A 24,436-nucleotide genomic window follows, 5' to 3' on the forward strand; every position below is an offset into this window, starting at 1 on the left:
CGGTATTCCCGTGTTCCTTCGCAGCCACTTCACTCACCCCTATGAATCGTTAGACCAAAACGCGTTTCCCCCCGGTTTTGGTCACACCTGCATTTGCATGATCTCCTTGTAGGCGTTCACGATCCGTGTCGTCAACTGCACAGTGGTTTGAACCATACTTTCCGCCTTGAGCATGTTGACCTGTACCTGCGCCAAATCGTCCACATCCCCGATCGCCAAACGATAAGCGTCCCCCTCGGCCGTGGCCTGCGCCTGCTGCAGCGCGGTCACCGCGTCTTCCAGTACGTTTTCAAAGGGAATCTGCGTCTGCTGCCGAACGGTTTCCGGCTTTGCCGCTGTTTTGATCGGATCCATCGGGGTGATCGGAATAAATACCATTCTGGCCGCCTCGCTTTCCAAAACTCAAAAAAATGGGCCGCCATTGCATGAAACCACTGTTTTACACAAAAAAAGCTTTTTTGTTATAGTGGTTACACTCGTTCACTTTTGCAATGAAGGCGATATTTTTATGTATCTTCAATAAGTATAAGCTTATTTCAACATTTTGTAAAGAGAAACTGTTGAAACGTGTCGATGTTTTTGTAGACTATGCCGAAATTTTTACATGCCGAGGTAAAAAATACCACTAAAAGGTAAAAAACAAAGGCAGCCGAAGCTGCCTTTGTTTTTTACCTTTTTACTTGTTCCGCGCCCGCGCCATCGGTTCACGCCTGCTGCGGCGCGCCGCCTTCTCTGGCGGCAAACCACTCGCGGCGAAACGCTTGATAGCAATCAGTCACCATATCCTCGTATTCGATACCGAAAAACGAAGGCGCGAGATAGCCGAAAATAAAGCCGGGATCGGCTTCGCGCAGAAACAGCGCGGCCATCACCTCGGTGATGAGCACGGCCTCCAAAAACTGAGGCCCCGCATAGCCGGAAGCCAAAATGGTTTGGTAGAGGATGCGGCGGATCTGCTCGACGTTTTTCACATCCATATAAAGCTGAACCGCTTTTTTGAGAAAGGGCGTCGCCTGCTGCGACCACGGGCCGTCCATCAGCTCTTCGAGCGTTTTTACGCCGCCCTGCGCGGAGAACGCCACCGTGGCGAGCGCCGGGATGATGCGCAGGCATTCCTCTTTATCCTTGCGGGAGCACTGGATGTGCTGGGCAAAATATTCCGCGTCCATGGGCCACTCCATACTCATTTGCTCAGCTCCAGCGTTTTATTCACCATCGCCTTGATGACGCCGAGCGCCGTCAGGTTGGTATCGTAGGCGTTGCTGGCCGCCATCAGATCGATCATTTCCTCCGTGGTATCCACGTTGGGATAGCTGACATAGCCGTTTGCGTCGGCTTGCGGGTGGCTCGGATCGTACACCAGCCGGAAATCCCGGTCGCTCTCGACGACCTCGGCCACGCGCACGCCGCCCGAGGTTCCGGCCGTGGCGCGGTAGGCCTGCCCCGCCGTTTCCAGCGCGTCCCCAAAGGTCATGGGGCGTTCCTCCAGCACCACCTGCTTGCGGCGGTAGGGTTCGCCGTCCTCGGTCACGGTGGTTTTATAGTTGGCTAAATTCTGCGCGATCACATCGGTGCGGTACCGTTCGGCGGTAAGGGCGGAGCCCACGATATCCATTGAACCTAAAAAACCCACGGGAACCGCCTCCTTACTTCATGCCGTTGTTGATCACGGCGTTATAATTGGTAAATTCGCTTTTCATCTTATCGAGCAGCATGCTGTACTGGGCGTAAGCCTTATAAAGCTCGACGCCTTCTTTATCCGCGTCGACGTTGTTGCCGTCGGGCCGGATGGAGGTGTTTTCCTCCGTAACGGTTCTGGCCTGATAGACCTTGCCGCCCTGCGCATCCTCCAGCACCTTTTCAAACACCATGCTTTTGGTTTTATAGCCGGGTGTTTCGAGGTTGGCCAGATTTTGCAAATGAAGCTGCTGCTGCTGCCAAGTGACGGCCGTGCCGTTTTCCAAGGCCTTGAACGCGCCGGATTGAAAGAACATGGTTCCGCCCCTCTCTGTCAGGCCTCCTTGGCCCGTGTCTGCCGGTCGGCCTGAATATAGGCGTCGCGCAGCTCGGTGATAAAGCCTGTTACCTCTTTCAGCCCGGCGGGGTCCTTATGGATATTCGCCTGAACCGTGAGGTGGATAAAGTAAGTATACAGCTCGTCCAGATTTTTTGCAATATCATATTTGAAATTGAGCGTGCTCTTCAGGTGGTTCAGGATGCGCTGCACCTTTTGCAGGCCGCGGTTGACCTCGGGCCAATCCTGCCGTTCAAAGGCCAGCTCCGCGAGGCCAAGCTCCTTGAGCGCGCCGTCGTATAGAGTCGTGAGCATATCGCCGGTCGTCATGGTCATAATGGACTGCTGGCGATAGGCCTGATAGGTATTTTTCATCATTTTGCGTTTCCCTCTCTTCCGCGGTCTCAATAGCCGGAGCTGAACTGCTGGGCGATCATGTTGCTTTGCGAGTTAAAATTGGCCAGCGCGCTTTCCATGGCGTTGAACTGGTTCCAGTAGCGCGCCCGCTCGGATTCGTACTTTGCCTGTAGATCCTTGATGCGGGAAGCGATGCTGCTGATCGAATTGGTCAAATTGTTATTGGTCTCGCTGGCCCAGCCCTTCACGCCGGCGATCTGCACCAGCGTGCCGGGGGACGCCGCGCTGGGGTTGGCCGCGTCCTTGATAATATCGGACAGGACGGCGCCCAGACCGTCGGTCTTGGAGGTGAACAGCGTCATCACGCTCGTGGGGTCCGAAGCCAGCGCGTTGCGCAGCGCGGTCTCGTCCATTTTGAGCTGGCCTTTGTCCTCCCACTTGGTGGTCTCGATGCCGATATCGTACAGGGCAAGCTTTGCGCCCGCGGGCTTGGTATACAGCGCCAGACGCATCTGGCTGAGAAAGCTGTCCACAGCCGAATCGCGGTGCAGCAGGCCTTCCTTGGCCTTTTCCTCCCACAATTCGATCTGGCGCTCGCTCATCTTATCCTTCTGCTCGTCCGTCAGGGGCGCGTATTCGCGGAAGCTTTGCTTTTCATCCACCAGATCGGTGAGCTTTTTCACCAGCTTGTTGTAATCCTCCACAAAGGATTTGAAGCCGTCGACGATGGTCTCCGTGTCGCGCTTGGTGCCGATCGTGGTTTCCGCGCCTTCCTTGACGGCCTCCATCGTGATGCCGTCGATGGTGAAGGTGTTGCTGGAACGCGTGGTATCCACGCCGTTCACGGTCATTTCCAGATCCTTGCCTTGCGCAACCGCGTCCGCCGCCAGCTGGCCGTCGCCCACGATCAGGCCGCCCGCGCCGTTTACCGCCGACGCGCCGAACAGTTCGGTGAGTTGCGAGGAGCCGAGCGGGGGCACCGTGCCGGTGAGCACCAGCCGCCCATCCTTAAAGGCGGCGGACAGCTCCGGGGTGATGGTCAGCCCGGCGAGCTGTACCGCGTCTGCCAGATTGTCCTTTGTCGCCACGTTGGACGCACCCTCCAACGTAAAACCCATCACAAGGCCAAGATCGGATTTTTTTGCCTCCGCCAGCGCGGTGGAATTGTACGTATCGACCGAGGTCTTTGCGAACTTGACCACGCTGTCGTCCGTCACGTTGAGCGCGCCGGTGTCCTTATCGTAGGTAAGACGCGCGTTGCCGGAATCGTCCTGAAAATTGGTTGCCAGCCACGCGTTAAACTGCCCGGCGATCTCGTCCTTGGAATAGGTGACGGCCTCGCCGTTCACCTGCGGCAGCGTGAAGGTGTAGTTCACGCCGTCCACGCTGAATTTCAGGCTCGCGCCGCTCTTGGCGGAGTAGTCGTCCTGCATCGCCGTGCCGTCCACATGGTCGACGGTCAGCTCGCGGCTGGTAAGGCTTCCGGCGGCGTGCACCGCGCTGTCGCCGAACATGCCGCTTAAAAGGTTGCCCTGCGTCTGCTCGATCTTGATGCCGTACTCCTTGCCGGTGGCGGTGGCTTCCATCTGGAAGCTGTCGGTCAAAGCGGAGTACGTCATGCGCACCCCGGCGCCACTGTTATTGATGGTATTCATCACCGTGCCGACGGAGTCGTTGCCGGTGAAGGAAAAGTTCGTGCCGTTGATGGTGAATTCATATTTGTCGCCGGTCAGCCCAAGCGTCGCCATGTCCTTGAGCTTGGTGCCGGTGTTGAGCGCGGTGGTGGAACCCGGGGTGATGCCGAGAACCTTGGCGTCCACGCCGGTGACATACAGCTCGTGGCCCTTGCCGTTGTCGGGAAAGCTGGTCGTGAGCGTCAGCTTGCCGTCCGCCGTCAGCGAAGCGGCGACATAGTCGCCAAAAGCTTTTTTCAGCTCGGTATCCAGCGCTTTTTGCGCATCCTGCGCGGTCACCTTGCCGCCGGTCGTGGTAACGGAATTGAGCGTGATCTGTTTTTGCACCCCGTCCAGCGTGACAGTGAAGCTGGGGCCCGCCGCCGCGTTCGCATAGCTGCCGCGCAGCATCCGGCGGTCGTTGCCGTCCGCGTCCGTCACCTTGCCGGTCGAATAGGAACTCAGGCCCGTCATCGAAAGGCCGAGCGAGGTCGTTTTATCCGCGTCCACGCCGACCGCGACGCTTTCATCGCTGATCAGGCGCAGGCGGCCGTCGAAAATTTCGGCCTTTACATCAAGGCTTTGCGCGGCGAACGCGTCGTTGATGGCCTTCACCATGCCGTCGTCCGTGGTGATCCCGTTCAGATCGACCTGCACGGAATCCGCGCCCACGGTAAAGCCGATCTTCTTATCGAGCTTGGCGGTCAGCGTATCTTCATTCAGGACAGCGCCGACGATGCTGCCGGTGCTGACCCGTTTGGAGGAACCAAGCGTGGCCGCGGTAGCGAGCTGGCCGATCTTGACCTTGGTGATCCCTTCCGCGGCGGAGGTGCCGGTGGATACCACGCGCACGCCGTCCCCGCCGGTGACGGAGGAGATCATGGAGTTGAAAAAGGCCGTGCTGGCGAAATTCGTGGTCAGGCTCGAGCCGTAGGAGGTATCCAGATACTTGGCCTGAAAATCGTTGATGGAGGAGATGATATCGCGGTAGATCTCCTGTTTCCACTCCGTTTGCTGTTTCAGACCGAGCTGCTTGTCGATCTTGCTTTGTGTGCCGGCGAGCATCTGCTTGACCATGCTTTCGGTGTCCATACCCGAGACCATGCCCGACATACCTTTATTCGTGCTGGCGCTGACGCTGAAATAGTTGGAAGAGCTGATATCCATATTGCGGCGCCTCCTTATCGATCAATTCTTGATATGAGGATTATCCTCCGTTTTTTCAAAAACGAAAGGCTGTTTTACACTTTTTTCTCCCGCCCCGGCGCGGGCGGCCGGGTCACGCCGGTCTGCACCGACCGGTGATAGCGTCCGGCCACGGCGGAGGCGCTGCTGTTCATCTTTTGCAGCTGCTCGAGCGCGCGCAGGCGCTCGCTTTCGAGCCGCAGGCGGACGGTCTCCTCCACCCGCAAAATGCGGCTGGCCACTGTTTTTACCGCGAGCGACGCGTCGTACAGCTCGGCCAATTCGTCCGGCAGCTCGCCGCGCCCGCAGGTGTGGTTGAGCGCGGCCCGCGCCGCGCCGTCCCCAACGGCCAGCGCACGTATTTCCAGATCGAGCGAGGCGATCCGGTCCAGCGCCCGCTGCCGCTTTGCGACCTGCCCCTCCAGCTCTTCGGCCGGACAGGCGCATAAGTTTTCCGTTGCCTGTTCGCATTCCAGCATCCGCTCGCGTTTTTCCGCGAGCAGCGCCAGCAGCCTGTTCCGTCCGTCCACAGTTTTCCCTTCCTTTTCCCCGGCCGGGGGCTTTTCATTTCCGCCCCGCTGTGTTATGATTTGGGTAAATCTATCCCACTTTCGCAGGAGGCGTCCCATGTTGCATGGAACCATTGAAACTGAATTTCCCGCTTATTTAAAAGATGAAAACGGCGCGCCGCTTGCAGAAGGACGCGCCCGTGTTTCCCGCGCCGACCGCACGGTCACCTTCACCGCGGACTTTGTGCCGCTTTATCCGGTCGGCACGCCCATGCAGGTGGTGCGCGTAAACGGCGGACGGGAGATCCACCGCTTTTTCGGCCAAACCTATCTTTCGGACAAACACCTGCTCCGCCTTGTCTCGGTGGAGGACGAGGTGCTCCCCGGCGCGGAGGAGGTATACTGCACCGGCCTATCCCTGCCCGCCCGCGTCACCGTGCCGGCGGGGGCCGATCCCGGCCTGCTGCGCCGCCTGTTTTCCGGCCCGGCGAAGGAGCGGCAGTACGAGGTGACCGTTACCTCGCTGACCCGGCGCGAGGCCGAGTTTTTGCTTGATTGCAGACCCCCGCTCGAGGAGGGCAGCGCGCTTCATTTGACCTTTGAATCCGCGACCGGCCTGCCCGCCTGCGAGGCGCGCGTCATCCGGTCGATCCTGTTCGGGCCAACGCCCGCCTACCGCTGCGCGCTGTCCGGCCTGAGCGCCGAGGAATCCTCGGCCTTGCAAGCCTACCTGCGGCAGTGGGCGCAGACCGCGTGCAAGTGCTTTTAGGCGGGCCCTTCTTTGCCGCCTAGCTGGCGCGCAAGGCCGCGCAGCGCGGAAACGCCCTCGGCCGCCTGCCGGTTGGCCTGCACGGTCTGGTAAAGCTCGGCGCGCCAGATGCGGCAGCTCGCCGGGGCGGTGATGCCCAGCCGGGCCTGATTGCCCGTCAGCTCGGCCACCTGTATCTCCACCGTCTCGCCGCCCGGCAGTTCGAGCAAAAAGGATTCGCCGGTCTTTCTCGTCAGGATCAGCATGGCCCCGCCTCCGTTTCCCCTGTCAGCGGGCAGCGGACCGGATAATCCTGATCCAGTATCAGCTGCATGCCCCGTCCGGTCGCCCAGTTGACCAGTACGGGGCTTTTTAAATTCACGGTGGAATGCTGTATATCCGCCCCGAGCACCGTCACGACCCAGCAGTCGTACTCGCCCTCGCCCAAGGCCCGCGCGGCCTCGTCCGGAATGCTGGGCGAATAGGGCACGCGCAGCGCGGAAGGGTCCATCAGCACAAAGCACAATTCCGGCGTTTCCAGCGATTGCAGGCAGCCGATATGCGGGCCAAGCGCGGGATCGGTCAGCAGCGCGAAGCGGCGGCGGTCCTCAAAACCGAACATGGGCTGGACAAATTCCACGATCCGCGCTTCGTCCAAATCGATCAAACCGAATTCTCGGGTCTCTATGGTCATGGGGCATCCTCCTGTACGCAGCGTGTGTAAAAACTCCCGCGCCGCAGCGCGCCATTCAATGAAAAGATCCTTTAGGCTGTTTCCGGCGCCGAGGACGGCGGGAAGTACAGCGGCGTGCCGGTATAGCGGATATCCACGCTGGGATACTGCAGAATTTGAAGCCGCACGCTTCCCGGCACATAATTCAGCGCATGGCGCATCTCGTTCCAATCATAATGCAGCTGGCCCGGATCGACCCGCGTTTCCAGCCGGTTCGGCACCCAAGAGATCTCGGCGCCGGCGCTGGGCAAAAAGGCGGTGTACATTTCGCCCGCGCCGCTTTTCAGCTTTTGGCGAATGATCTGCTTGATGGACGCGCCATCCTCCACGCGGGACATGGCCTGCCCCATCTCGACGTATTCCCGGGTCTTTTCGCGGACATGCCGCATGCCTTCCTGCGCGCGGGCGCGGATGCGGTCCCCGACCCGCTCGATGCCGAGCGAGCGGCGCGCTTCATAGGAGTCCAGCCGCAGCTGCACGTTTTGGCTGTGCAGCTCGACCCGGGCGGGCGTGTGCTCCACCTCCGCCGTGGGCAGGTGATCCTGCCGCCGTTCGAGGCGCGCGTGCTCCACCTGTATTTCGTACTGGACCGGCGTTGTCGTGATCTCTAACAGTTGCATTTCATCACCCCACAGTGAAAAGCGCGGGCGTTAACCCAAGAAGTCCATCAGGGATACCGGCAAGATCCGGGAGCCCATCTGCAAGACCGCCTTGAGCACATAGTCGTTCATACTTTGGTTGGTGGCTTCCTCGGCGTCGTTCACGCCGATCAGGTCGCTGATGCGGCGGGAATAGCTGTCCACCGTGTCGCTCAGCCGTCCCTCAATGGTGCTCAGAAAGCCGGTGCGCGCGCCGATATCGGTCAGGTGGGTGCGGAAGCCGTCGGTCAGCTTGGAAAGCTTATCGTCCGCCGCGTCCAGCTTTTCCGCGTCGTACGTGCCGATGCTCTCGCGCACCTCGTTCAGGATATTGAAAATATTGTTCGACAGGCCGTCCGCGTCCGTGCCGAAGCCCAAAAAGTCCAAGCCGGAGAAGGAAATCAAAAAGCCCGTGTCCGGATCGACGTTCGGACCGCTCATCTTAATGCCGAGGCCCACGTCCATATACACATCGCCATCCATGGGGATCTCTTTGCGCACCTTGTCGCCGGTGTCCGGATCGGTGACCTCGTAGAAATAGCCCGCGTCGTCCTTCTGGATGCTGTCCACGTCCACGCCGTTGTAGAGCAGCTTGCCCGTATCCTTATCCTGCGTAAAGGGCGCGGTATAGCTGTTGGTGCCGCCGAACACATATTTTTTCCCGTACTGCGTGTTGGCGAACTGCAAGATCTCCTGCTGGAGCGACTTGATTTCGCCCGCGATGACCGAGCGGCCCGAAGCGCCGGCGTTTTCGCTTTTGGCAGCCGTGACCTTGACGTTATGGATCTCGGTCAGGATATCGGAAATATCGGTCATGGCGTTTTCGGTGGTGGTCATTTCCTCGTTCACGCCCTTGACGTTGTCGAGCTGCTTCTGCGCTTTATACAGGTCGGTCTTGGTGCGGATCACGCGCGAACCCGCGGAAACGTCCTCGGAAATATCCTTGAACCGCACGCCCGACGCCACGCGTTCGTTGGTCTTGGCATAGTCGTTTTTGGCCTTATTCAAATAGGTCAGATAATTTCTGGCCGTGCTGCGATCGGCTACTCTCATGTTCGTTCGCTCCTGTCCAAAGTTACAGGCCCACGCGGCCCGTGCGGTTGATGAGTACGTCGAGCAGCTCGTCCATGGTGGTCATCATGCGGGCCGCCGCCTCATAGGATTTCTGGTACATCAGCATGTTGGTGGTCTCCTCGTCCTTGGACACGCCCGAGATCTCGTCCCGCCGATTGAGGAAATCGTCCGCCACCTCGGCGGATGCGTCGCGCCGTCCGGTCTCAAAGGCCTGATCCGCGCCCAGCTTGGTGATAAAATCGGTCACATATTCTTCAAAGGTGCCGGTGAACTGCTCACCGTACGAAACAAAGGTGCTGTCCTGCCCGGTCAGGGCGGTGACGAGCTGCTGCGCGTACTGCGGCGCGTTCTCCTGCTTATTGTAAATGAAATACCCGGCCCCGCCGTTCGTCCACTGTTCGCTGATTGAGATATTGCCGGCCGAGACCTGCGTTTTCGGGTTGTCCGAGCCGCCCGCGGTCAGCAGGGTCTTATAAACGGTGTTGCCGTTCCCATCCACTTGGGGCTTGCCGTCCGCGCCCAGTTCTGGAATGGTATTGTTGGCCGCCTTGGCGAGCTGGTTTGCAAACAGGTTCAGCCGGTCGCGGTAATACAAAACGCCCTGCTTGGAGGTCTCGTTCGGGCTCTGCACATTGCTGCCCCGGCCGTTCAAGTAATCGAGCGCCGCCTGCATCGAGCCGCCGGACAGGCGCACGTTTTCGCCGCTGCCCCGCCATTTGAGGCTGACGGTATCGTCCTCATTCTGGGTGAGGAACACCTTGTTGTAGTCGCCGCCCGAAACCAGCGCGTGGCCCGCCAGATCGACGTCGACCGAGCCGTCGGACTTTTGCTTGACGCTGATATCGCCGTAGCCGGCCAGCTCGTCCAGCAGCAGGTTGCGCTGGTCGAGCAGCTCGTTGGCGCGGTAATGCTCGTTGTCCAGACCGGAGGTGGCCGCGGCGTCGCCCACGATCTGCTGATTTAGGCTCGCCACCTGCGCGGCGATATCGTTGACCCGGTCCGCGTTGACCCCAAGGTCGTAAATCTGCTGCTGGGCCACGCCGGTGAGCTTGCTGTCCATCTGCTGCAATACCTGCGTGACGTTGCGAAAAGCGGAGAGCACCAGATTGGCCTGCGTATCCATGGTCGGGTCGCCCGCATAATCGTTTAAGCTGGTGTATAGCTGTTGAATCGCGCCCAGCAGGCCGGAATCGGCCGTTAGGTCGCTGCCGTCGCCAAGGGCGCTTTGGATTTCTCCCAATATACCGGCCGCCTGACTGTGGTAGCTGGTTTTGGAGTATTCGTCGCGAAAGCGCTTGTCCAAAAAGGAGTCGCGGGTCTGGGACACGCCCAGCGCTTCCACGCCCTGCCCCGCCAGCTCCACCCGGCCGGCCGCCGTTCTGGTGCGGAACGCGGTGGAGGCGATGGAGCTTGTATCCACCCGCTGGCGGGTGTAGCCGTTGGTGTTGACGTTGGCCAAGTTGTTGCCGACGATATCCAAGGCCTTCTGGTTGGTGAAAATGGCGCTTTTGGCTGTTTCAAGCCCAAGAAAAGATGGACGCAAGGTGATTCCCCCGATCTATATTAAGTAGGTACGGTCATGATTTAAATCTTCTGTTCAAAGGAGGCGCCGCCGTTCCAATTCTGCCCCGGCTGCTGTCCGGGCCGGTAGGTCGGGCCGTCGTTCGCCCGGCCGAGGAACTGCAACTGCTTTTCCGCGATCTCCATGGCGGTACGGTTCAGCTCGCGCAGCTCCTTCGCCGCGGCGCGCAGCCGCGTGAGCAGGGCCGCAAGCTCGCTTTTCGCCGCTTCATCGGCAAGGGAAGAGACGATCTCGTCGCCCGTGGCCCCTTCCGAAAAGCCCAGCGCTTGCTGCGCGCCCAGCCGCTTGCGTTCGAGCACGTCGAGCGACATGACCGCGGCCTGCTGTTCCTTGATCACACTTTCCAGCCGGGGGCCGCCGCCCGCCAGCAGCGCCTGCCGCTTTTCGCGCTCGCTCCCAAGCATGCTTTCGCATTGGTCGGCGCACCGGGCGGTGGCGTCCAGATATTCGCGCAGTTCGGTCGTCATTCGGCACCGTCCTTATCTTCCGGCATGCTCCGGTTCAGCAGCGCGGCGGCCACGTCGCGGCCCGGAACCGGGCAAGCGTCGCCCAAATATTTCTGGCGCAGGCTTTGCAGCCGCCGGGCGTCCATGCTTTGCTCGGCCGCGCCCGGCTTGGCAGTAGCGCCGAGCTTTGCGCGCAGCGCCGCTTCGGGGCTGATCTCGATCACGTCGCCGCTCGTGGCGGCGGCGTCCTGCGCGCCCTCCGCCTGCTGGCGGCGCGCGGTCAGGTTCTTGTTCTGCGTCGAACGCAGCTGGTATATATCGTGCACACCTTTAATATCCATAAAATAACACCTCTTTCAGGCCGCATAACCCTTCTGTTCAGATTATCACACAGACCGTCTGAAAATGAAAGGGTCGCGGCGGAATTTTTTGTTTTTCGTCAAAAAATCCGCCGTACCTGTTTTCTTTTCGCGGCTTTTATATTATAATTGAAAATATTATCATAGCAGGGCCCAGCCGATCGGGGCCCGCCGGAAAGCGGTGCAGATATGGCCAAAATCATCTCTCTCATCAACCAAAAGGGCGGGGCGGGCAAAACAGCGTCTACCAACGCCCTTTCTGTCTGCCTGAAGCACAAGGGCTACCGCGTGCTCAGCGTGGATTTCGACCCGCAGGGCTACCTCACCTTCAGCATGGGGGCGGATACCAGAGAGCACCCCTCCATTTACGATGCGCTCAAGCATCAGGTATCCTGCAAGGACGCGGTGCAGCACGCTCCCGTTTGCGACATCATCCCGGCGGACGCGCTGCTCGGCAACATCGAGCGGGAATTTACCGGCCCCGGCAGCGAGCGCGCCCTGCGCGACTGTCTCAAGACCGTGGCCCCGCTTTACGATTACATCCTGATCGATTCCCCGCCCCAGCTCGGGCCGCTGTCGGTCAACGCCGTGGTGGCCTCCGATGTGGTGCTCATTCCCGGTCTGGCGGACGGCTACAGCCTGCAAGGCATCATTCAGGTGCATGAGACCATCGTGCGCGTGCAGCGGGCTTTCAACCCCACGCTCACCATAGGCGGCATGTTTCTGGTGCGCTATTACCCGCGCGAGGAGCTTTCCCGCATCACCTGCGAGACCGCGCAGCTGATCGCCGAGCATTTGGGCATGCCCCTGCTCGATACCAAAATCCGCCACAGCAACGTGATCAGCAAGGCCATGACGACCCTGCAGCAGGACATCGTCGAATGCGCGCCGCGCAATAACGCCGTGAGGGACTATCTCCAGCTGGTCGAAGAGCTGTTCGAGAGGAGGCTCCTCTAATCCATGGCGAAATCGAAAAAGGTGCTGGATCGGGACATGATGTTCCGCAAGATCATGCCGGCGCTGGCGGACAATCCCTTCTCCGCTCCCGTGACCGAAGCGTCGCTGCTCGGCGAAGAGCCGGACGCGCCCGCGCCGCAGCCCGAACCCGAGGCGGCCCCGGCGCCCGAGCCGGCCGCCGTGACTGAGGCGGCGCCCGAACCGGTCGTCCCCGCGCCCGCAAAACCCAAACCGGCGGCAAAGCCCCGCTGCAAAACGCTGGCGGAAGCGCCCTTTACCCAAACCGCGCCCGCGCCGGAGGAGAGCGACGAGCTTTCCGTTCTGCGCGCCCGGCTGTTCGCCCGGTCGGACAACGCCGAAGCCGGGTTAGAGCAGGTATCCACGGTCAACCTGATGGAAAGTCTGGTGCTGCGCCATCTGGACACGGTGATCCAGCGCTTCAACTGCTGCCGCTGCGACCGCTGCCGCCGCGACGTGGCCGCGTGCTCGCTCAACCATTTGCCGCCCAAATACGTGGTGGCCGACCCCGACCGGCTGGATTCCATGGCCGAGACCATCCCCGCCAAAACCGTGTACGACGCGCTGATCAAGGCCGTTTTAAAGGTCCGCGCCAATCCGCACCACTAAAAAATACCGCTCGCCAAACGGAAGGAAGATTCCTATGACAGCGCAAAACGAATCCGCACCCGGCGGCAAGCCGGGGCGCTCGCTGAAAAGCCGGCTCGCCGCGCTTTTCAGCCCCAGCTTGGAAACGCCGCCGCCCGCGGCGGAAGCGACGCCGGACGAAGAGCCGGCGTCGGCCCCGCTCCCCGCGCCCCTGCCGGCGGCGGGCGCGCTGCTGCGCCTATACGAAGCATGGAAGGGCGAATTGCCGGACGAAGCATGGGAACCCGGTTTTTTCTTTTTGAACAGCGCCGCGCCTTCGCAGGAGGAAAAACGCGCGCTCGATCAGTTCCGGCAGGAAGCCGAGCAGTACCTGACCCCCGCGCCGGACGGCGCGGAGGAGAGCTCCGCCCCTTCGTGCGGTATCCCGGTGGACGCCACCTACAGTCTGCGCCTGTCGGACGACCGGCTTTCCGCGTGGCTGTTCCTTTTTCCGCCCCTTGGCGGCGGCGCCGATCTGACGCGGGACGATGTGGATTCCGCGCTAAAGGGCGGCGGCGTGGTATTCGGCACCGACGAAGCGCTGCTCGATACCATGGCGAAGGACCATATCTATATGAAAATGGCCCTTGTCGCCCGGGGGCGTTTGCCCGTGGACGGCGTGGACGGCTACGTGATCGACCGTGTGCCGCGCACAAAGGAGATTTCCTTTACCGAAAACGCGGACGGCTCGGTCAATTTTAAGGAGACCAACCTGATCGATCACATTGCCGCGGGCGATACGATCTGCGAGATCGTCGCGGCGGTGCCCCCGCAGGACGGCCGCGACGTGGAAGGCACCACCCTGCCCGGCCGCGAGGGCCAGCCGCCCACGGTGCCCATGGGACGGCACACCCGCCTGAACAGCGAAAAGACCGCGCTTATTTCCGAGATAGACGGCCAGATCAGCTTTGCGGCGGGCAAATTCAACGTGGAATCCGTGCTCACCGTGCCCGGCAACGTGGACGCCGCGACCGGTAATATGGATGTGATCGGCAGCGTGGTGATCGGCGGCGACGTGCTGGAAGGCTATACGGTCAAGGCCACGGCCGATATCACCATTCGCGGCATCGCGGAGGGCTGCACGCTGATCGCGGGCGGCAACGTCACCCTTTACCGGGGCATCAACGGCAACCAGCGCGGCGTGATCCAAGCGGGCGGGTCGGTAACCGCTAAATTTTTGGAAAATTGCACGGTGGACGCAACCGGCTCCATTCGCAGCGAAAGCATCATCAACTGCACCGTCGTCAGCCAAGGGCAGGTGCTGGCGAATCAGGGACGCGGCGTGTTGATCGGCGGCGAGATCACCGCCTGTCAGGGCGTGGAAGCCCGCATCATCGGCACCAATTCCCACCGGGCGACCAGCATCGTGGTGGGCTCCACCCCGGATTTTCTGCAAAGCCTAGCCGAAACTTCTTTGGCGGTGGAGGATATGTCGCGCGAGCTCGAACAGCTTGAGCGGAACATTACCTACCTGCGCGGGCTGGACGCCCTTTCCCCCGCCCAAACCGCGAAGTACAACCAGAATAAGCTGCGCCGTTCGGTGCTGCGCATCCAGCACGGGAGGCGCGCGCAAGAGCTTGAAGAGATGGACCGGCGGCTTGCCGGCATGAAAAGCTGCTATGTCAAGGCGCAAACCATTTTCCCCGGCGTCAAGGTCTCCATCGGGCTCGAAACGCGGCACATCACCTCGATCGAGCAAACGTGCCGCCTGTATCTCGGCGCGGACGGCATCACGCTGGGCGCGGTTTGACCCGCGTCCGGCACCCCTACCCGAATTAAAAAAAACCGCTGTCCCGGCCCTGTCCGGCAGCGGTTTTTTGCAATATATGTTATTTTTGCATGTCTTGAGAATGCAAGCATTTTCCTGTATACTATAGGTCAAGAAGGTTTTGTCGAATGGCGGTGAAGCAAATGGGATCAGCCCCCAATGAAAACGCTTATGTTTGCGTGCGCTCGGGCAGCCTGTTCTTTTGGCTGCCGATGGATCAGCTGCTGTATATCACATCCAGCCATACGCTGCGCGACGCTATGGTGGAGCGAAAAGACCCCCGCGACGCGCCCGTGGCGCTGCTGGACGGCCGCCGCATCGGCGTATTTTCTCTGCGCGGGCTGCTCGGCCGCCCCGGCGCGGACGAAGAGCGGCACGCCCTGATCCTGCAAGCGAACGGCGCGCTGTGCGGCCTGCTGGTAGACGAGGTGACCGATACCATAAGCGCCGGCGCATATACGATTCTACCGCTGCCGGACGCGGTAAAAAGCCCGGAAAACACCTTTTTGCAAGGCCTGATCTGGATGGAAAACCGAGGCGCGCCGGCTTTTTTGACCGAGCCGGAACTGCTGCTGTCCATTTCGGGACAAGAAGCGGGGCAAGCGATATGATGATCAGAATAGACGGTGCATGGCACGGGCTGGACCGGCGGCAGGTGGAACAGATTTTATCCGACCCGGCTGTTTTCGACGTGCCCAAAGCGCCCGCGGGCGTAATCGGGCTGGTGTATTATGGGGGGCAAATCGTGCCCGTGCTGGAACATCCGGAAGCGCGCGGCAAGGCCGGCAAGCGCCGTTTTGTGGTCTTGGTGCGGGACGGCGGCGCGCTGCGCGGCTTGGCCGTGGACGAGGTAACAGAAAAATTTGTGTTCGAGGAAGAGAACATTGATCAAATTTACCGATGAAGAATTTCAGCGCCTGACGGCATACATCAGCGAGGGCTACGGGATCGATCTGAGCAAAAAGCGAACGCTGGCGGAATGTCGGATGAGTCTGGAAATGGAAAAACGGCAGATCTCTTCGCTGACCGAATTTTTAAGCCAAATGCGGGCGGATAAGACCGGCAGGCTCGCCGCCGCCCTGATTGACCGGCTCACCACCAATTACACCTTTTTTCTGCGGGAGCAAGCCCATTTCGACTTTTTGGAGCAAGAGATCCTGCCCCAGCTGTCCCCTGCCGCCGCCTCTTTTCAAATTTGGTGCGCCGGCTGTTCCACGGGAGAGGAATGCTACACGCTGGCCATGCTGCTGGCCGCTTACCGCGACCACGGCGGCTGGCTGCCGCCCGTGCGTATTCTGGCCACCGATATCTCCGAACAGGCGCTGCGGGTGGCCATGGAGGCGCGCTATCCCTCCAAGGCGCTGGAACAGCTGCCCGAGGCATGGCGCCGCACCTATTGCCGGACGGACGGAACTGGCTTCTTTACCCTGCGCGACGATCTCCGCAAAATGGTTTCCTTCCGCAAAATGAACCTGATGCGGCCCTATGCCGGACACGAGCAGTATGATCTGGTCCTGTGCCGCAACGTCATGATCTATTTCAACGACGCCGCCCGTAAACAGCTGACGCAGCGCCTAGCCGGCAGCCTGAAAAAAGGCGGCTACCTGTTTATCGGCCATACCGAACTGCTTCCCGCGGAGCAAACACTTTTGACCTGCGTCCGCCCGGCGATCTATCAAAAGGCAAGGAGAGATGGACATGAGAAAGGTCAGCGCCGCGTTAGCGGCGGAATCGGCTGAGCTGCAGCAGCTGGTGCTGGACGTTCTTGGCCCGGCGCAGCGGGGCGCGCTCGCCTTCTCGCTGCTGCGGGCCGGCGAAAATCCGGCCCAAACGCCGGACCTCGCGATCTTTATCGGCAATGCGCCCAACTTTTGGGAGCGGTGCCGGCCCGCGCTCCTCCGTCTGGCGCGGAGGGGCGGCCGGATCGTCTGCATCTGCCGCGCCGCGCCCGACTGGCTCGGCGGCGTTGCAAACGGCGAAATCCTGCCGCTCCCGGAAGCGCAGGATGCGCGCGCGATGGACCTGTTCCGTAAATCGCTGCTGATCCGCGTAAAATCGGTCGCCGCCCACCGCGACGATCCCGCCGGACCGGTTCCCACGCGCCGGCCCAGCGGACGGCTTGTCGGCATCGGCTCCTCCACAGGCGGCCCGCAGGTGCTGCTTTCCATCCTAAACGACTTGCCGCCGGATACCTGTGGGATTCTCATCGTGCAGCATCTCAGCACCGGGTTTTCCTCCCGCTTTTCCGACTATCTCGACGAGCTTTGCGCCATGCGCGTCAAGCAGGCTGAAAACGGCGAGGTCGTGGAGGACGGCACGGTCTATTTAGCCGAGGACGGCCGCCATCTGACCGTCGTCCGCCAGCCGGACGGCTACCGCCTGCGCAGCCTGCCGGGGGAAAAGGTGAACGGCTTTTGCCCCTCGGCCGACCGGCTCTTTGAAAGCCTTGCCGCACAGGCGGGCGGCAGCGCCATGGGCATCGTGCTGACCGGCCTCGGAAACGACGGCGCCGAGGGGCTTTTGCACCTGCGGCAGGCGGGCGGACAGGGTCTTGCGCAAAGCGAAAGCAGCTGCGCCGCTCCTAGCATGCCGCGCGAGGCCGCGCGGCTGGGCGGCGCGGAGGAACAGCTTACCCCCGCCGCGCTGGCCGAGCGCATCCGGCGGTTCGCTTTCGCTTCGCCCCACGCGCCGTTTCGTCAAACATAGCGCATTTGTATTTCTTTTCTTGCATTCCCGCGCGCTTGGGTTAAAATGATAAATAGGGAGATGATCAGATTGGCAGCTAAGATCCTAGTGGCGGACGACGCCAAGTTCATGCGGCGGCTTCTGCGGCGTATGCTGGCCGAGGGGGGCTATCACGATATCATAGAGGCCGCGGACGGCGAGCAGGCGATCGCGCTGTACCGGGCCGAACGCCCCGATCTGGTGCTGCTCGACATCACCATGCCGGGCAAGCCGGGGATGGAAGTGCTGTCCGATCTGCACTCGCTCGATCCCGCGGCCAAGATCGTCATGTGCTCCGCGGTGGGGCAGGAAACCGTGGCCGCCCAAGCCAAGCAGCAGGGCGCCTGCGGCTTTCTGCGCAAGCCGTTTGTCCAAAGCGAACTGATCAACGCGGTCGGTCAGGCCATTTTGCCGCAAGCCGATACGCAAAACAGATAAAGGGGAAGCAAAAAATGGATATGAAGCGGAACAGGCTGAACAACATGAAGGTCGGCAAAAAGCTGATGAGCGCCTACGGCGTCATCATGATTTTTTATATCGTTACGGTCGCGGCGTCCCTTTTGGGCATTCATACCGTGGCGAGCACCATGGACAATTTTTACAACCATTCCTTTCAAATGACCAGCTCCGCGCAGGGCGTGCGGGCTGCGATCCAAGGCATCGGACGCGATATTTTAAGCGCGGCGACCAACACGGATGAAACGGCGGACGCGGCCTATATCGCGGAAGCAAAAACCTATGCCGAGCTGGCAAACAGCGGCCTTGAAAAGCTTGAAACGAATTTTAAATCCGATCCCGCCCTTCTGTCGGAGCTTTCAAGCGGTATGGGGCAGCTTATCCCCCTCCGTAACCAGCTTATCAGCCTTTTGGAGGAAGGTCAAAAAGGCAATGAAGCGGAAGTTCTAGCGCTGTACAGCACACAGTATGAGCCGACCGCCTCCAGTGTGCGCAATCTGCTCAAACAGGTGGAAACGAAGGCCAAGCAGGATGCCAGCGATTATATGGAGGAAAGCCATAAGATTAAGCAGGACATCACCGTCATGCTGGTCGTGCTGGCCGTGGTGCTGCTCGCCATCACGATTTTCCTCTGTGTCAAGATCACGCGCAGCATCACCCGCCCCGTGCGCGAGCTGGAAGCGGTCTCCCGCCAGCTGGCCGACGGCTATCTGGACGCGGCGATCACATACCGGTCGCAGGACGAGCTCGGTTCGCTTGCCGAAAGCATGCGCAGCACCGTCACCACGCTCAAGCTGTACATATCCGAGATCGAGCTGGGCATGCGGGCGCTGGGCAGCGGCAAGCTGAATTACCAGACGCAGGTGGACTTCAAGGGTGATTTTAAGGTGCTGGGCGAATCGCTCGATCATATTTCCGCCATGCTGAGCAGCGCGATTTTGCAGATCGGCAACAGCGCCGAGCAGGTCGCGGGCGGCGCCGAACAGGTGGCCAGCGGCGCGCAGGTGCTTTCGCAGGGCGCGGTGGAGCAGGCCAGCTCTATTGAAGAGCTGGCGGCCAATGTCAACGAGATATCCGACTCCGTGCGCAGCAACGCGGACGACGCCGTGAGCGCCAGCGCGCTGGCCGACGAGGTGGGCGGCAAGGTGCTCGACAGCGACGCGCAGATGACCCAGATGAGCGACATCATCCAAAAGATCAAGCAAAATTCCTATCAGATCACCGAGATCGTCAAGGAAATTGAGGATATCGCGTTTCAAACCAATATTTTGGCGCTTAACGCGGCGGTCGAGGCGGCCCGCGCGGGCGAGGCGGGGCGCGGCTTCGCCGTGGTGGCGAGCGAAGTGCGCCATCTGGCCTCCAAGACCACCGAGGCCTCTAAAATGACGGCGGAGCTTGCCATGCAGACCACCCGAACGGTGGACGAAGGCGCTTTAGCGGCCGATAAAACCACGGAATCCATGAAAAAGGTCGTGGACGGCGTGCAGAAGGTCTCCGCCATGATGGACCGGATCTCCGACGCCTCGCTCCGGCAGGCGGATTCCATCATTCAGGTGCGGCAGAGCATCGACCTGATCTCCGAAATCGTGCAGGGCAACTCCGCGACCAGCGAGGAGAGCGCCGCCGCCAGCGAGGAGCTTTCCGCGCAGGCACAGCTGCTGAAAAAGCTGGTGGAGGAATTTGAAGTATCATGAGTGATAAAGTAATGATCGTGGACGACGCGCTGTTCATGCGCGCCATGCTGCGCAAGACGCTGTCCGCAGCCGAGGGGCTGGAAATACTGGAAGCGCCGGACGGCCCCACCGCCGTGCGGCTTTATCAGAGCGAGCGCCCCGGGCTGGTGCTGCTTGACATCTCCATGCCCGGCATGAGCGGCATCGATGTGCTGCGTCAAATCCGCGCGATCGACAGGCTGGCCCGCGTGGTCATGTGCTCCGCCATCGGGCAGGACAGCATGATGATGGAGGCGATCTCGGGTGGCGCGGTGGACTTCATCGTAAAGCCCTTTAAGCCCGAACAAATCCTCCGCGCGGTGCAAGCGGCCTTCCCCCACCGGCAAGGCAAGGAGGGGAATCCATGAAAAGCTATGCGGAGCTGAGCGAGGACGCGCGCGACGTGCTGGCCGAAATAGGCAATATCGGCACCGGCAACGCCGTTGCCGCGCTTTCCAGCATGCTGGGCGCGCAGATCGATATGGCGCTGCCCGCGATCCGGCTGCTGCCCTACCGCGACGTGCCCGGCCAGCTGGGCGGTTCGGAAACGCTGGAGGTCGGCATCCTGCTGGAAACGACCGGCGATATCAACGGCATGTTCATGTTCCTGCTGAGCGAGGAATTTACCGCCGCCCTGCTGACCGGCCTGCTGGGCGAAGCGCCTACGGACAGCACGCAGCTTTCCGAAATGGACCGCTCGGCTATTTGCGAGGTGGGCAACATCATGTGCTGCTCCTATATCAACGCGCTGGCCCGGATGATGGACGTGACGGTGGAAATCTCGGTGCCGCGTATGTGCAGCGATATGCTGGGCGCGCTGCTCAGCGTGCCGATGATCCGCTTTGCAAACCTCAGCGACGAAATGCTGCTGATCGAAAACAAGTACCATCTGAACGAGACTAACGTGGTCAGCCATATCCTGTTCCTTCCGGAAGTCGATTCGATCGTAAAAATCCTAAAGGCGCTGGATCTGCCCTATGAAACATGAAAGCGGGCTGATCGTAGGCATAGCCGAGGGCAAGGTGGCTCAAGGGGACGGCGAGCTGATCAGCTACGCGCTGGGTTCCTGCGTGGGCGTTTGCCTGTACGACGGGGCGCGGCATATCGCGGGGCTGGCCCACATTCTGCTGCCCAGCCGCGCGCTGGCCACGGAAAAAACCAACCCCTATAAATTCGCCGACAGCGGAACCGAAGCGCTGGTGCTGGCCATGGAGCGCATGGGCGCCGTGCGCGCGGCGCTGACGGCCAAGATCGCGGGCGGCGCGAAAATGTTTCAGGTGCCGGAGGGGCAGCAGTCCGTTGGGGATAAAAACGTTTTGGCCGTGCGGCAGGCGCTTTACGCGCTGCATATCCCGATCCGCGCGCAGGATGTGGGCGCGGAGCACGGCAGAAGCATCTATTTCTCCGTTAGGACCGGCATGCTGCGGGTCAAGTCCATCCGGGCCGGCGAGCGCATGCTCTAACAAAGAAAGCGAGCGATATAGTTTATGGAATTAAGCAACAAACGGACCGTTCTGGCGGTGGACGACAGCCTGATGATCTGCCAGCAGATCGAAGCCGCGCTGAAAAACGAGGACCTTGATATCCATATCGCGCATAACGGCCGGGACGCGCTGGCCCTGATGGAGCAGTGTCAGCCCGATCTGATCCTGCTCGATATCATTTTGCCCGATATGGAGGGGTATGAGCTGTTCGGCAAGATCAAGGAGCGCGACCGCAACAACGCCTCGATCGTGTTCATCACCTCCAAGGACAGCGAGCGCGACGTGATCCGGGGCTTTTCCATGGGCGCGAGCGATTATATCAAGAAGCCCTTCCGGCAGGAAGAGATGAAAAGCCGGGTCATCGCCCACCTATCCGCCAAGCGGCAGAAGGACGAGCTCAAGCATATGAACGAGGAACTGCGCGCCAGCATGGAACGGCTGGGCACCATGGTATACCGGGATGAGCTGACCGGCCTGTACAACCGCCATTATTTTGCCGAAAAGATGGAGCGCGAGCTGGAAACCGCGGCGCGGCAGGACGCGTTCATCATGATCGACGTGGACAATTTCAAGCATATCAACGATTCCTACGGACACGACGCGGGCGACACGGTTTTGGTCTGTATCGCCAGCATTATGGAAAGCATTTGCAGGCGGCACCGGGTCATTCGCTGGGGCGGCGAGGAATTCCTCATCGTGCTGATGGACGCGGACCGGGAAGAGGCCATGCGGATCGCCGAACAGATCCGCGTGGAGATCGCCGAATTCCCGATGCTTTATAAAGACGTGACTTTTTTCTGTACCGTGACGCTGGGCGTCAGCGCCTACCAAAGGGGAAAAAGCATCAAACAGAATATCGACCGCGCCGACCGCGCGCTGTATTGCGGCAAAAAGAGCGGCAAAAACTGTTGCATATGGAGCGATGAGGGCGATGCGTAGGAGGCGGGAGGCCTTACATGTCATTTTTTGATCAGGAAATGGAATCCATGCTCGAGGTTTATCTGCTCGAAACCAGCCAGCTGCTCGAGCAGCTCGACGCGATTCTGCTGCACGCGGAAAAGGCGGGCCTGCTGACGCAGGAGGAGATCAACGGCGTTTTCCGGGTCATGCACACCACGAAAAGCTCCTCCGCCATGATGGGGCTGCATGACCTTTCCGAATTGGCCCACAAGCTGGAAGACCTGTTCGCCGTTTTCCGGGAGGACGCGGGCAAGCTGCAAGGCGTGGAAAAGGACGTGTTCGATCTGGTTTTCGAGGCTTCCGATTTCATACGGGCCGAGCTTGCGGCCATGCAAAACGAGGGGTATCAGCCGCAGCGCGCCTCGGCGCTGCTTTTGCAGATCGGTCTGGTCACGCAAAAGCTGGGCAGCGGCAGCCGCGTGGTGGTGCGGCTGCGCTTTGAAAAGGACTGCAAAATGGAAAACGTCCGCGCCTTCATGGTGGCCCGGCAGGTCCGCCAGCTCTGTACGGACATGCGCCTTTATCCGGAGGATGTGGAAAAGAACCCTGAAACAGCCGACTATATCCGGAAAAACGGCTTTTATATCAGCTTTATCGCGGAGGACCGCGAGCAGGTGCTCGATCTGCTGCGCGGGGCCCTCTTTGTCGAGGAGTGCCGGGTGGTGGATGAGATCCCGGTAAAGGAGCAGGAGCCCGAACCCGAGGTGCAGGGCCATGCCGAGCCGGGCAGCCAATATATCAGCGTGCGCGTCGAGCGGCTGGACGAGCTGCAAAACCTGACCGGCGAGCTGCTCATCGCGGCTTCGGCCGTGGGCGACGGCGGCGCGGGGCAAGCCGCCCTGTCCGACGGCGCCGTGCACCAGCTTGATCAGCTTCTGGGCGAGCTGGAAGGCATCGTGATCTCCATCCGTATGATCCCGTTCAGCGGAATCGCCCCCAAGCTCAACCGTATCGTGCGGGACATGTGCAAAAAGGAGAAAAAAGAGGTAGCCTTTGTCATGACCGGTCAAGAGGTCGAGGTGGACAAAAACATCGTCGACAGCATCTTCGACCCCTTGATGCACCTATTGCGCAACGCGATCGACCACGGCATCGAGCCGCCGGAAACGCGCGAAGGCCTTGGCAAAAAACGCGCCGGCAGGGTCGCCATCCATTTTGAGAGCCACGGCGGCGAGGTGCTTTGCACCGTCAGCGACGACGGGCGTGGCATCGATACCGACCTTGTCTGCAAGAAGGCCCGGCAACGGGGCCTGCTCACCCAGCCGGAGGAGCGCTACACCCGGCAGGAATTGCTGGAGACCTGCTTTTTGCCCGGCTTTTCCACGCGGGAAAGCGCGACCGAGTTTTCGGGCCGGGGCGTCGGTCTGGACGTGGTCAAGGCCATGATCGAGCGGTTCGGCGGTCATTTGGGCATTGAAAGCGAAAAGGGCGCGGGCACGTGCATTACCATGCATTTGCCCTTGAGCCTCACCATCATAGACTGCTTCAAATTTGAGGCCGGCGGCCAGATTTTCGCCGTGCCCGCCTATCAGGTGGAGCAGTTCTTCCCCTTCGACCCGTCCAGCCCCTGTTACCGGGAGCAGGACGGCCGGGGGCACTGGATCTTCGAGGAGCGCTGCCAGCAGGTGCTGTCCCTTTGCGAGTTTTACGGGCTGGAACGCCGGGAAAACGCGCGCAAGCAGCTGATCTGCGTGCGTGGCGCGACCCGATCCGCCTGTATGCTGGCCGATCATGTCATCGGGCGGCAAAGTCTGGTGGATAAGCCCCTGCCCGGCCTGTTCGGCCCCCGTTTCAAGCAGAAAACGGGCATTGCTGGCAGCAGCATTCTGGGGGACGGCACCATCTGCGCCCTGCTGGACGTAGAGGATCTGATCAAATCGGCACTGGAGGGACGCGGGGAATGACGGATAAAAGTGCGGAAAACAGCTTTGAGCTTTTGTGCCTGCCGCTGGACGGCGCGTACTATGGCTTTCCGCTGGATGTGATTACCGAAACGCTCCAACGCGTACAGATTACCCCGTTCCCCTGCTTGCCGCCGCATTACTGCGGCGTGTGTAACCGCAAGGGCTCCATCCTGCCGGTGGTCAGCCTGCGCCGTATGACGGGCGGCGCGCAGGCCGCCGATGAAGGGCACCCGGTCACGGTCATCGTCAAATGCGGCGCGTATGAATGCGGCTTTCTCACCGAAACGCAGCCGGTATTGCTGACCGTTTCCCCCGACAGGCTGGTGCGGGAAGCGGCCGACGAGCTTTCCGGCCCGCTGTGCGTGGTCGACGCGGTTTACGCCACGGACAGCGGCGTCGTGCTCGCCGTGGACGCCGCCGCCACGCTGGAACGCCTCGTGGTAAACCGGTAACAAAAAAGGGGCTGTAAAAAAACTGTTGCAAAACAGAAGAATACCCAAATGTCATT

30 protein-coding genes are annotated in these 24,436 nt (G+C 60.7%); 16 read left to right on the top strand and 14 right to left on the bottom strand.

Going from position 1 to position 24,436, the window contains the following annotated elements; translation table 11 throughout:
- Positions 1 to 81: 81 nt before the first annotated feature.
- The 7 genes from fliE to NE562_RS13490 all read right to left on the bottom strand — a co-directional run bounded on the left by fliE (position 82) and on the right by NE562_RS13490 (position 5,759).
- A complete protein-coding gene (fliE, locus tag NE562_RS13460) occupies positions 82 to 378 on the bottom strand; it encodes a flagellar hook-basal body complex protein FliE (protein ID WP_280962949.1) in 297 nt (98 codons plus the stop codon).
- 326 nt (positions 379 to 704) lie between these two features.
- Positions 705 to 1,181 (bottom strand): hypothetical protein, encoded by a 477-nt coding sequence (locus tag NE562_RS13465; RefSeq protein WP_280962950.1) that lies wholly within the window; start codon positions 1,179 to 1,181, stop codon positions 705 to 707.
- A 2-nt stretch (positions 1,182 to 1,183) separates the two neighbouring features.
- Positions 1,184 to 1,633, bottom strand: coding sequence for a flagellar basal body rod protein FlgC (gene flgC, locus NE562_RS13470; protein WP_280962951.1), 450 nt, complete (start codon positions 1,631 to 1,633; stop codon positions 1,184 to 1,186).
- Positions 1,634 to 1,646: 13 nt separating this feature from the next.
- Positions 1,647 to 1,994, bottom strand: coding sequence for a flagellar basal body rod protein FlgB (locus NE562_RS13475; RefSeq protein WP_280962952.1), 348 nt, complete (start codon positions 1,992 to 1,994; stop codon positions 1,647 to 1,649).
- A 17-nt stretch (positions 1,995 to 2,011) separates the two neighbouring features.
- Positions 2,012 to 2,392, bottom strand: coding sequence for a flagellar export chaperone FliS (fliS, locus tag NE562_RS13480; protein WP_280962953.1), 381 nt, complete (start codon positions 2,390 to 2,392; stop codon positions 2,012 to 2,014).
- A gap of 26 nt (positions 2,393 to 2,418) precedes the next feature.
- The gene (gene fliD / locus NE562_RS13485; protein WP_280962954.1) at positions 2,419 to 5,211 is read right to left on the bottom strand and encodes a flagellar filament capping protein FliD; all 2,793 of its coding nucleotides are present in this window, start codon (positions 5,209 to 5,211) and stop codon (positions 2,419 to 2,421) included.
- Positions 5,212 to 5,285: 74 nt separating this feature from the next.
- Positions 5,286 to 5,759, bottom strand: coding sequence for a hypothetical protein (locus NE562_RS13490; protein ID WP_280962955.1), 474 nt, complete (start codon positions 5,757 to 5,759; stop codon positions 5,286 to 5,288).
- 97 nt (positions 5,760 to 5,856) lie between these two features.
- On the opposite strand from NE562_RS13490, the gene NE562_RS13495 reads away from it, so the two are divergent.
- Entirely contained in the window at positions 5,857 to 6,507 is a 651-nt protein-coding gene (locus NE562_RS13495; RefSeq protein ID WP_280962956.1) for a hypothetical protein, read from the top strand.
- On the opposite strand, the gene NE562_RS13500 is transcribed toward NE562_RS13495, so the two are convergent.
- The 7 genes from NE562_RS13500 to NE562_RS13530 form a co-directional block, all read right to left on the bottom strand.
- The gene (locus tag NE562_RS13500) at positions 6,504 to 6,752 is read right to left on the bottom strand and encodes a carbon storage regulator (protein WP_280962957.1); all 249 of its coding nucleotides are present in this window, start codon (positions 6,750 to 6,752) and stop codon (positions 6,504 to 6,506) included. The two genes, NE562_RS13495 and NE562_RS13500, sit on opposite strands and share 4 nt — an antisense overlap.
- Positions 6,746 to 7,180: a flagellar assembly protein FliW gene (fliW, locus tag NE562_RS13505; protein WP_280962958.1), complete on the bottom strand. Its 435-nt coding sequence runs from the start codon at positions 7,178 to 7,180 to the stop codon at positions 6,746 to 6,748. Before fliW ends, NE562_RS13500 begins: the two co-directional genes overlap by 7 nt.
- Positions 7,181 to 7,251: 71 nt before the next feature.
- Positions 7,252 to 7,839 (bottom strand): DUF6470 family protein, encoded by a 588-nt coding sequence (locus NE562_RS13510; RefSeq protein WP_280962959.1) that lies wholly within the window; start codon positions 7,837 to 7,839, stop codon positions 7,252 to 7,254.
- Between the two features lie 30 nt (positions 7,840 to 7,869).
- On the bottom strand, positions 7,870 to 8,910 hold the full coding sequence (locus tag NE562_RS13515; RefSeq protein WP_280962960.1) for a hypothetical protein: 1,041 nt from the start codon (positions 8,908 to 8,910) through the stop codon (positions 7,870 to 7,872).
- Positions 8,911 to 8,932: 22 nt separating this feature from the next.
- Complete coding sequence (gene flgK / locus NE562_RS13520) at positions 8,933 to 10,474, bottom strand: flagellar hook-associated protein FlgK (RefSeq protein WP_280962961.1); 1,542 nt, start codon at positions 10,472 to 10,474, stop codon at positions 8,933 to 8,935.
- Between the two features lie 41 nt (positions 10,475 to 10,515).
- A complete protein-coding gene (locus tag NE562_RS13525; protein WP_280962962.1) occupies positions 10,516 to 10,980 on the bottom strand; it encodes a flagellar protein FlgN in 465 nt (154 codons plus the stop codon).
- Positions 10,977 to 11,300: a hypothetical protein gene (locus tag NE562_RS13530; protein WP_280962963.1), complete on the bottom strand. Its 324-nt coding sequence runs from the start codon at positions 11,298 to 11,300 to the stop codon at positions 10,977 to 10,979. Before NE562_RS13530 ends, NE562_RS13525 begins: the two co-directional genes overlap by 4 nt.
- A 207-nt stretch (positions 11,301 to 11,507) precedes the next feature.
- Between NE562_RS13530 and NE562_RS13535 the strand changes: the two genes are divergently transcribed.
- The 15 genes from NE562_RS13535 (at position 11,508) to NE562_RS13605 (ending at position 24,380) form a co-directional block, all read left to right on the top strand.
- A complete protein-coding gene (locus NE562_RS13535) occupies positions 11,508 to 12,275 on the top strand; it encodes a ParA family protein (protein ID WP_280962964.1) in 768 nt (255 codons plus the stop codon).
- Between the two features lie 3 nt (positions 12,276 to 12,278).
- Complete coding sequence (locus tag NE562_RS13540) at positions 12,279 to 12,902, top strand: late competence development ComFB family protein (protein WP_280962965.1); 624 nt, start codon at positions 12,279 to 12,281, stop codon at positions 12,900 to 12,902.
- 34 nt (positions 12,903 to 12,936) lie between these two features.
- The gene (locus NE562_RS13545; RefSeq protein ID WP_280962966.1) at positions 12,937 to 14,670 is read left to right on the top strand and encodes a DUF342 domain-containing protein; all 1,734 of its coding nucleotides are present in this window, start codon (positions 12,937 to 12,939) and stop codon (positions 14,668 to 14,670) included.
- A 146-nt stretch (positions 14,671 to 14,816) separates the two neighbouring features.
- Positions 14,817 to 15,299 carry a chemotaxis protein CheW gene (locus NE562_RS13550; protein WP_280962967.1) on the top strand — a complete coding sequence of 161 codons (483 nt, stop codon included), beginning with the start codon at positions 14,817 to 14,819 and terminating at the stop codon, positions 15,297 to 15,299.
- The gene (locus NE562_RS13555) at positions 15,296 to 15,592 is read left to right on the top strand and encodes a chemotaxis protein CheW (protein ID WP_280962968.1); all 297 of its coding nucleotides are present in this window, start codon (positions 15,296 to 15,298) and stop codon (positions 15,590 to 15,592) included. The genes NE562_RS13550 and NE562_RS13555 overlap by 4 nt, the downstream gene beginning before the upstream one ends.
- Positions 15,573 to 16,427, top strand: a complete 855-nt coding sequence (locus NE562_RS13560) for a CheR family methyltransferase (protein WP_280962969.1) — start codon at positions 15,573 to 15,575, stop codon at positions 16,425 to 16,427. Before NE562_RS13555 ends, NE562_RS13560 begins: the two co-directional genes overlap by 20 nt.
- Complete coding sequence (locus tag NE562_RS13565; protein WP_280962970.1) at positions 16,387 to 17,394, top strand: CheB methylesterase domain-containing protein; 1,008 nt, start codon at positions 16,387 to 16,389, stop codon at positions 17,392 to 17,394. Before NE562_RS13560 ends, NE562_RS13565 begins: the two co-directional genes overlap by 41 nt.
- Positions 17,395 to 17,463: 69 nt before the next feature.
- A complete protein-coding gene (locus tag NE562_RS13570) occupies positions 17,464 to 17,850 on the top strand; it encodes a response regulator (RefSeq protein ID WP_280962971.1) in 387 nt (128 codons plus the stop codon).
- A 14-nt stretch (positions 17,851 to 17,864) separates the two neighbouring features.
- Entirely contained in the window at positions 17,865 to 19,562 is a 1,698-nt protein-coding gene (locus NE562_RS13575) for a methyl-accepting chemotaxis protein (protein ID WP_280962972.1), read from the top strand.
- Entirely contained in the window at positions 19,559 to 19,948 is a 390-nt protein-coding gene (locus NE562_RS13580; protein ID WP_280962973.1) for a response regulator, read from the top strand. Before NE562_RS13575 ends, NE562_RS13580 begins: the two co-directional genes overlap by 4 nt.
- Positions 19,945 to 20,568, top strand: a complete 624-nt coding sequence (locus tag NE562_RS13585) for a chemotaxis protein CheC (RefSeq protein WP_280962974.1) — start codon at positions 19,945 to 19,947, stop codon at positions 20,566 to 20,568. Before NE562_RS13580 ends, NE562_RS13585 begins: the two co-directional genes overlap by 4 nt.
- Positions 20,558 to 21,043 (top strand): chemotaxis protein CheD, encoded by a 486-nt coding sequence (locus NE562_RS13590; protein ID WP_280962975.1) that lies wholly within the window; start codon positions 20,558 to 20,560, stop codon positions 21,041 to 21,043. Before NE562_RS13585 ends, NE562_RS13590 begins: the two co-directional genes overlap by 11 nt.
- A 24-nt stretch (positions 21,044 to 21,067) precedes the next feature.
- Positions 21,068 to 22,003, top strand: coding sequence for a diguanylate cyclase (locus NE562_RS13595; protein ID WP_280962976.1), 936 nt, complete (start codon positions 21,068 to 21,070; stop codon positions 22,001 to 22,003).
- 17 nt (positions 22,004 to 22,020) lie between these two features.
- Positions 22,021 to 23,928, top strand: a complete 1,908-nt coding sequence (locus tag NE562_RS13600) for a chemotaxis protein CheA (protein WP_280962977.1) — start codon at positions 22,021 to 22,023, stop codon at positions 23,926 to 23,928.
- Positions 23,925 to 24,380 carry a chemotaxis protein CheW gene (locus tag NE562_RS13605; RefSeq protein WP_280962978.1) on the top strand — a complete coding sequence of 152 codons (456 nt, stop codon included), beginning with the start codon at positions 23,925 to 23,927 and terminating at the stop codon, positions 24,378 to 24,380. Before NE562_RS13600 ends, NE562_RS13605 begins: the two co-directional genes overlap by 4 nt.
- Positions 24,381 to 24,436: the final 56 nt, after the last annotated feature.

Source organism: Butyricicoccus faecihominis, from assembly GCF_024462775.1.
GTDB classification, from domain to species: Bacteria; Bacillota; Clostridia; order Oscillospirales; family Butyricicoccaceae; genus Agathobaculum; species Agathobaculum faecihominis_A.

What these genes read in the sequence shown, in the direction of transcription:
- fliE (WP_280962949.1), bottom strand. Translation starts at nt 378, where the DNA reads ATGGTATTTATTCCGATCACCCCGATGGATCCGATCAAAACAGCGGCA.
- NE562_RS13465 (WP_280962950.1), bottom strand. Translation starts at nt 1,181, where the DNA reads ATGGAGTGGCCCATGGACGCGGAATATTTTGCCCAGCACATCCAGTGC.
- NE562_RS13475 (WP_280962952.1), bottom strand. Translation starts at nt 1,994, where the DNA reads ATGTTCTTTCAATCCGGCGCGTTCAAGGCCTTGGAAAACGGCACGGCC.
- fliS (WP_280962953.1), bottom strand. Translation starts at nt 2,392, where the DNA reads ATGATGAAAAATACCTATCAGGCCTATCGCCAGCAGTCCATTATGACC.
- fliD (WP_280962954.1), bottom strand. Translation starts at nt 5,211, where the DNA reads ATGGATATCAGCTCTTCCAACTATTTCAGCGTCAGCGCCAGCACGAAT.
- NE562_RS13495 (WP_280962956.1), top strand. Translation starts at nt 5,857, where the DNA reads ATGTTGCATGGAACCATTGAAACTGAATTTCCCGCTTATTTAAAAGAT.
- NE562_RS13500 (WP_280962957.1), bottom strand. Translation starts at nt 6,752, where the DNA reads ATGCTGATCCTGACGAGAAAGACCGGCGAATCCTTTTTGCTCGAACTG.
- fliW (WP_280962958.1), bottom strand. Translation starts at nt 7,180, where the DNA reads ATGACCATAGAGACCCGAGAATTCGGTTTGATCGATTTGGACGAAGCG.
- NE562_RS13510 (WP_280962959.1), bottom strand. Translation starts at nt 7,839, where the DNA reads ATGCAACTGTTAGAGATCACGACAACGCCGGTCCAGTACGAAATACAG.
- NE562_RS13515 (WP_280962960.1), bottom strand. Translation starts at nt 8,910, where the DNA reads ATGAGAGTAGCCGATCGCAGCACGGCCAGAAATTATCTGACCTATTTG.
- NE562_RS13525 (WP_280962962.1), bottom strand. Translation starts at nt 10,980, where the DNA reads ATGACGACCGAACTGCGCGAATATCTGGACGCCACCGCCCGGTGCGCC.
- NE562_RS13530 (WP_280962963.1), bottom strand. Translation starts at nt 11,300, where the DNA reads ATGGATATTAAAGGTGTGCACGATATATACCAGCTGCGTTCGACGCAG.
- NE562_RS13535 (WP_280962964.1), top strand. Translation starts at nt 11,508, where the DNA reads ATGGCCAAAATCATCTCTCTCATCAACCAAAAGGGCGGGGCGGGCAAA.
- NE562_RS13540 (WP_280962965.1), top strand. Translation starts at nt 12,279, where the DNA reads ATGGCGAAATCGAAAAAGGTGCTGGATCGGGACATGATGTTCCGCAAG.
- NE562_RS13545 (WP_280962966.1), top strand. Translation starts at nt 12,937, where the DNA reads ATGACAGCGCAAAACGAATCCGCACCCGGCGGCAAGCCGGGGCGCTCG.
- NE562_RS13550 (WP_280962967.1), top strand. Translation starts at nt 14,817, where the DNA reads ATGGCGGTGAAGCAAATGGGATCAGCCCCCAATGAAAACGCTTATGTT.
- NE562_RS13555 (WP_280962968.1), top strand. Translation starts at nt 15,296, where the DNA reads ATGATGATCAGAATAGACGGTGCATGGCACGGGCTGGACCGGCGGCAG.
- NE562_RS13565 (WP_280962970.1), top strand. Translation starts at nt 16,387, where the DNA reads ATGAGAAAGGTCAGCGCCGCGTTAGCGGCGGAATCGGCTGAGCTGCAG.
- NE562_RS13575 (WP_280962972.1), top strand. Translation starts at nt 17,865, where the DNA reads ATGGATATGAAGCGGAACAGGCTGAACAACATGAAGGTCGGCAAAAAG.
- NE562_RS13580 (WP_280962973.1), top strand. Translation starts at nt 19,559, where the DNA reads ATGAGTGATAAAGTAATGATCGTGGACGACGCGCTGTTCATGCGCGCC.
- NE562_RS13585 (WP_280962974.1), top strand. Translation starts at nt 19,945, where the DNA reads ATGAAAAGCTATGCGGAGCTGAGCGAGGACGCGCGCGACGTGCTGGCC.
- NE562_RS13590 (WP_280962975.1), top strand. Translation starts at nt 20,558, where the DNA reads ATGAAACATGAAAGCGGGCTGATCGTAGGCATAGCCGAGGGCAAGGTG.
- NE562_RS13595 (WP_280962976.1), top strand. Translation starts at nt 21,068, where the DNA reads ATGGAATTAAGCAACAAACGGACCGTTCTGGCGGTGGACGACAGCCTG.
- NE562_RS13600 (WP_280962977.1), top strand. Translation starts at nt 22,021, where the DNA reads ATGTCATTTTTTGATCAGGAAATGGAATCCATGCTCGAGGTTTATCTG.
- NE562_RS13605 (WP_280962978.1), top strand. Translation starts at nt 23,925, where the DNA reads ATGACGGATAAAAGTGCGGAAAACAGCTTTGAGCTTTTGTGCCTGCCG.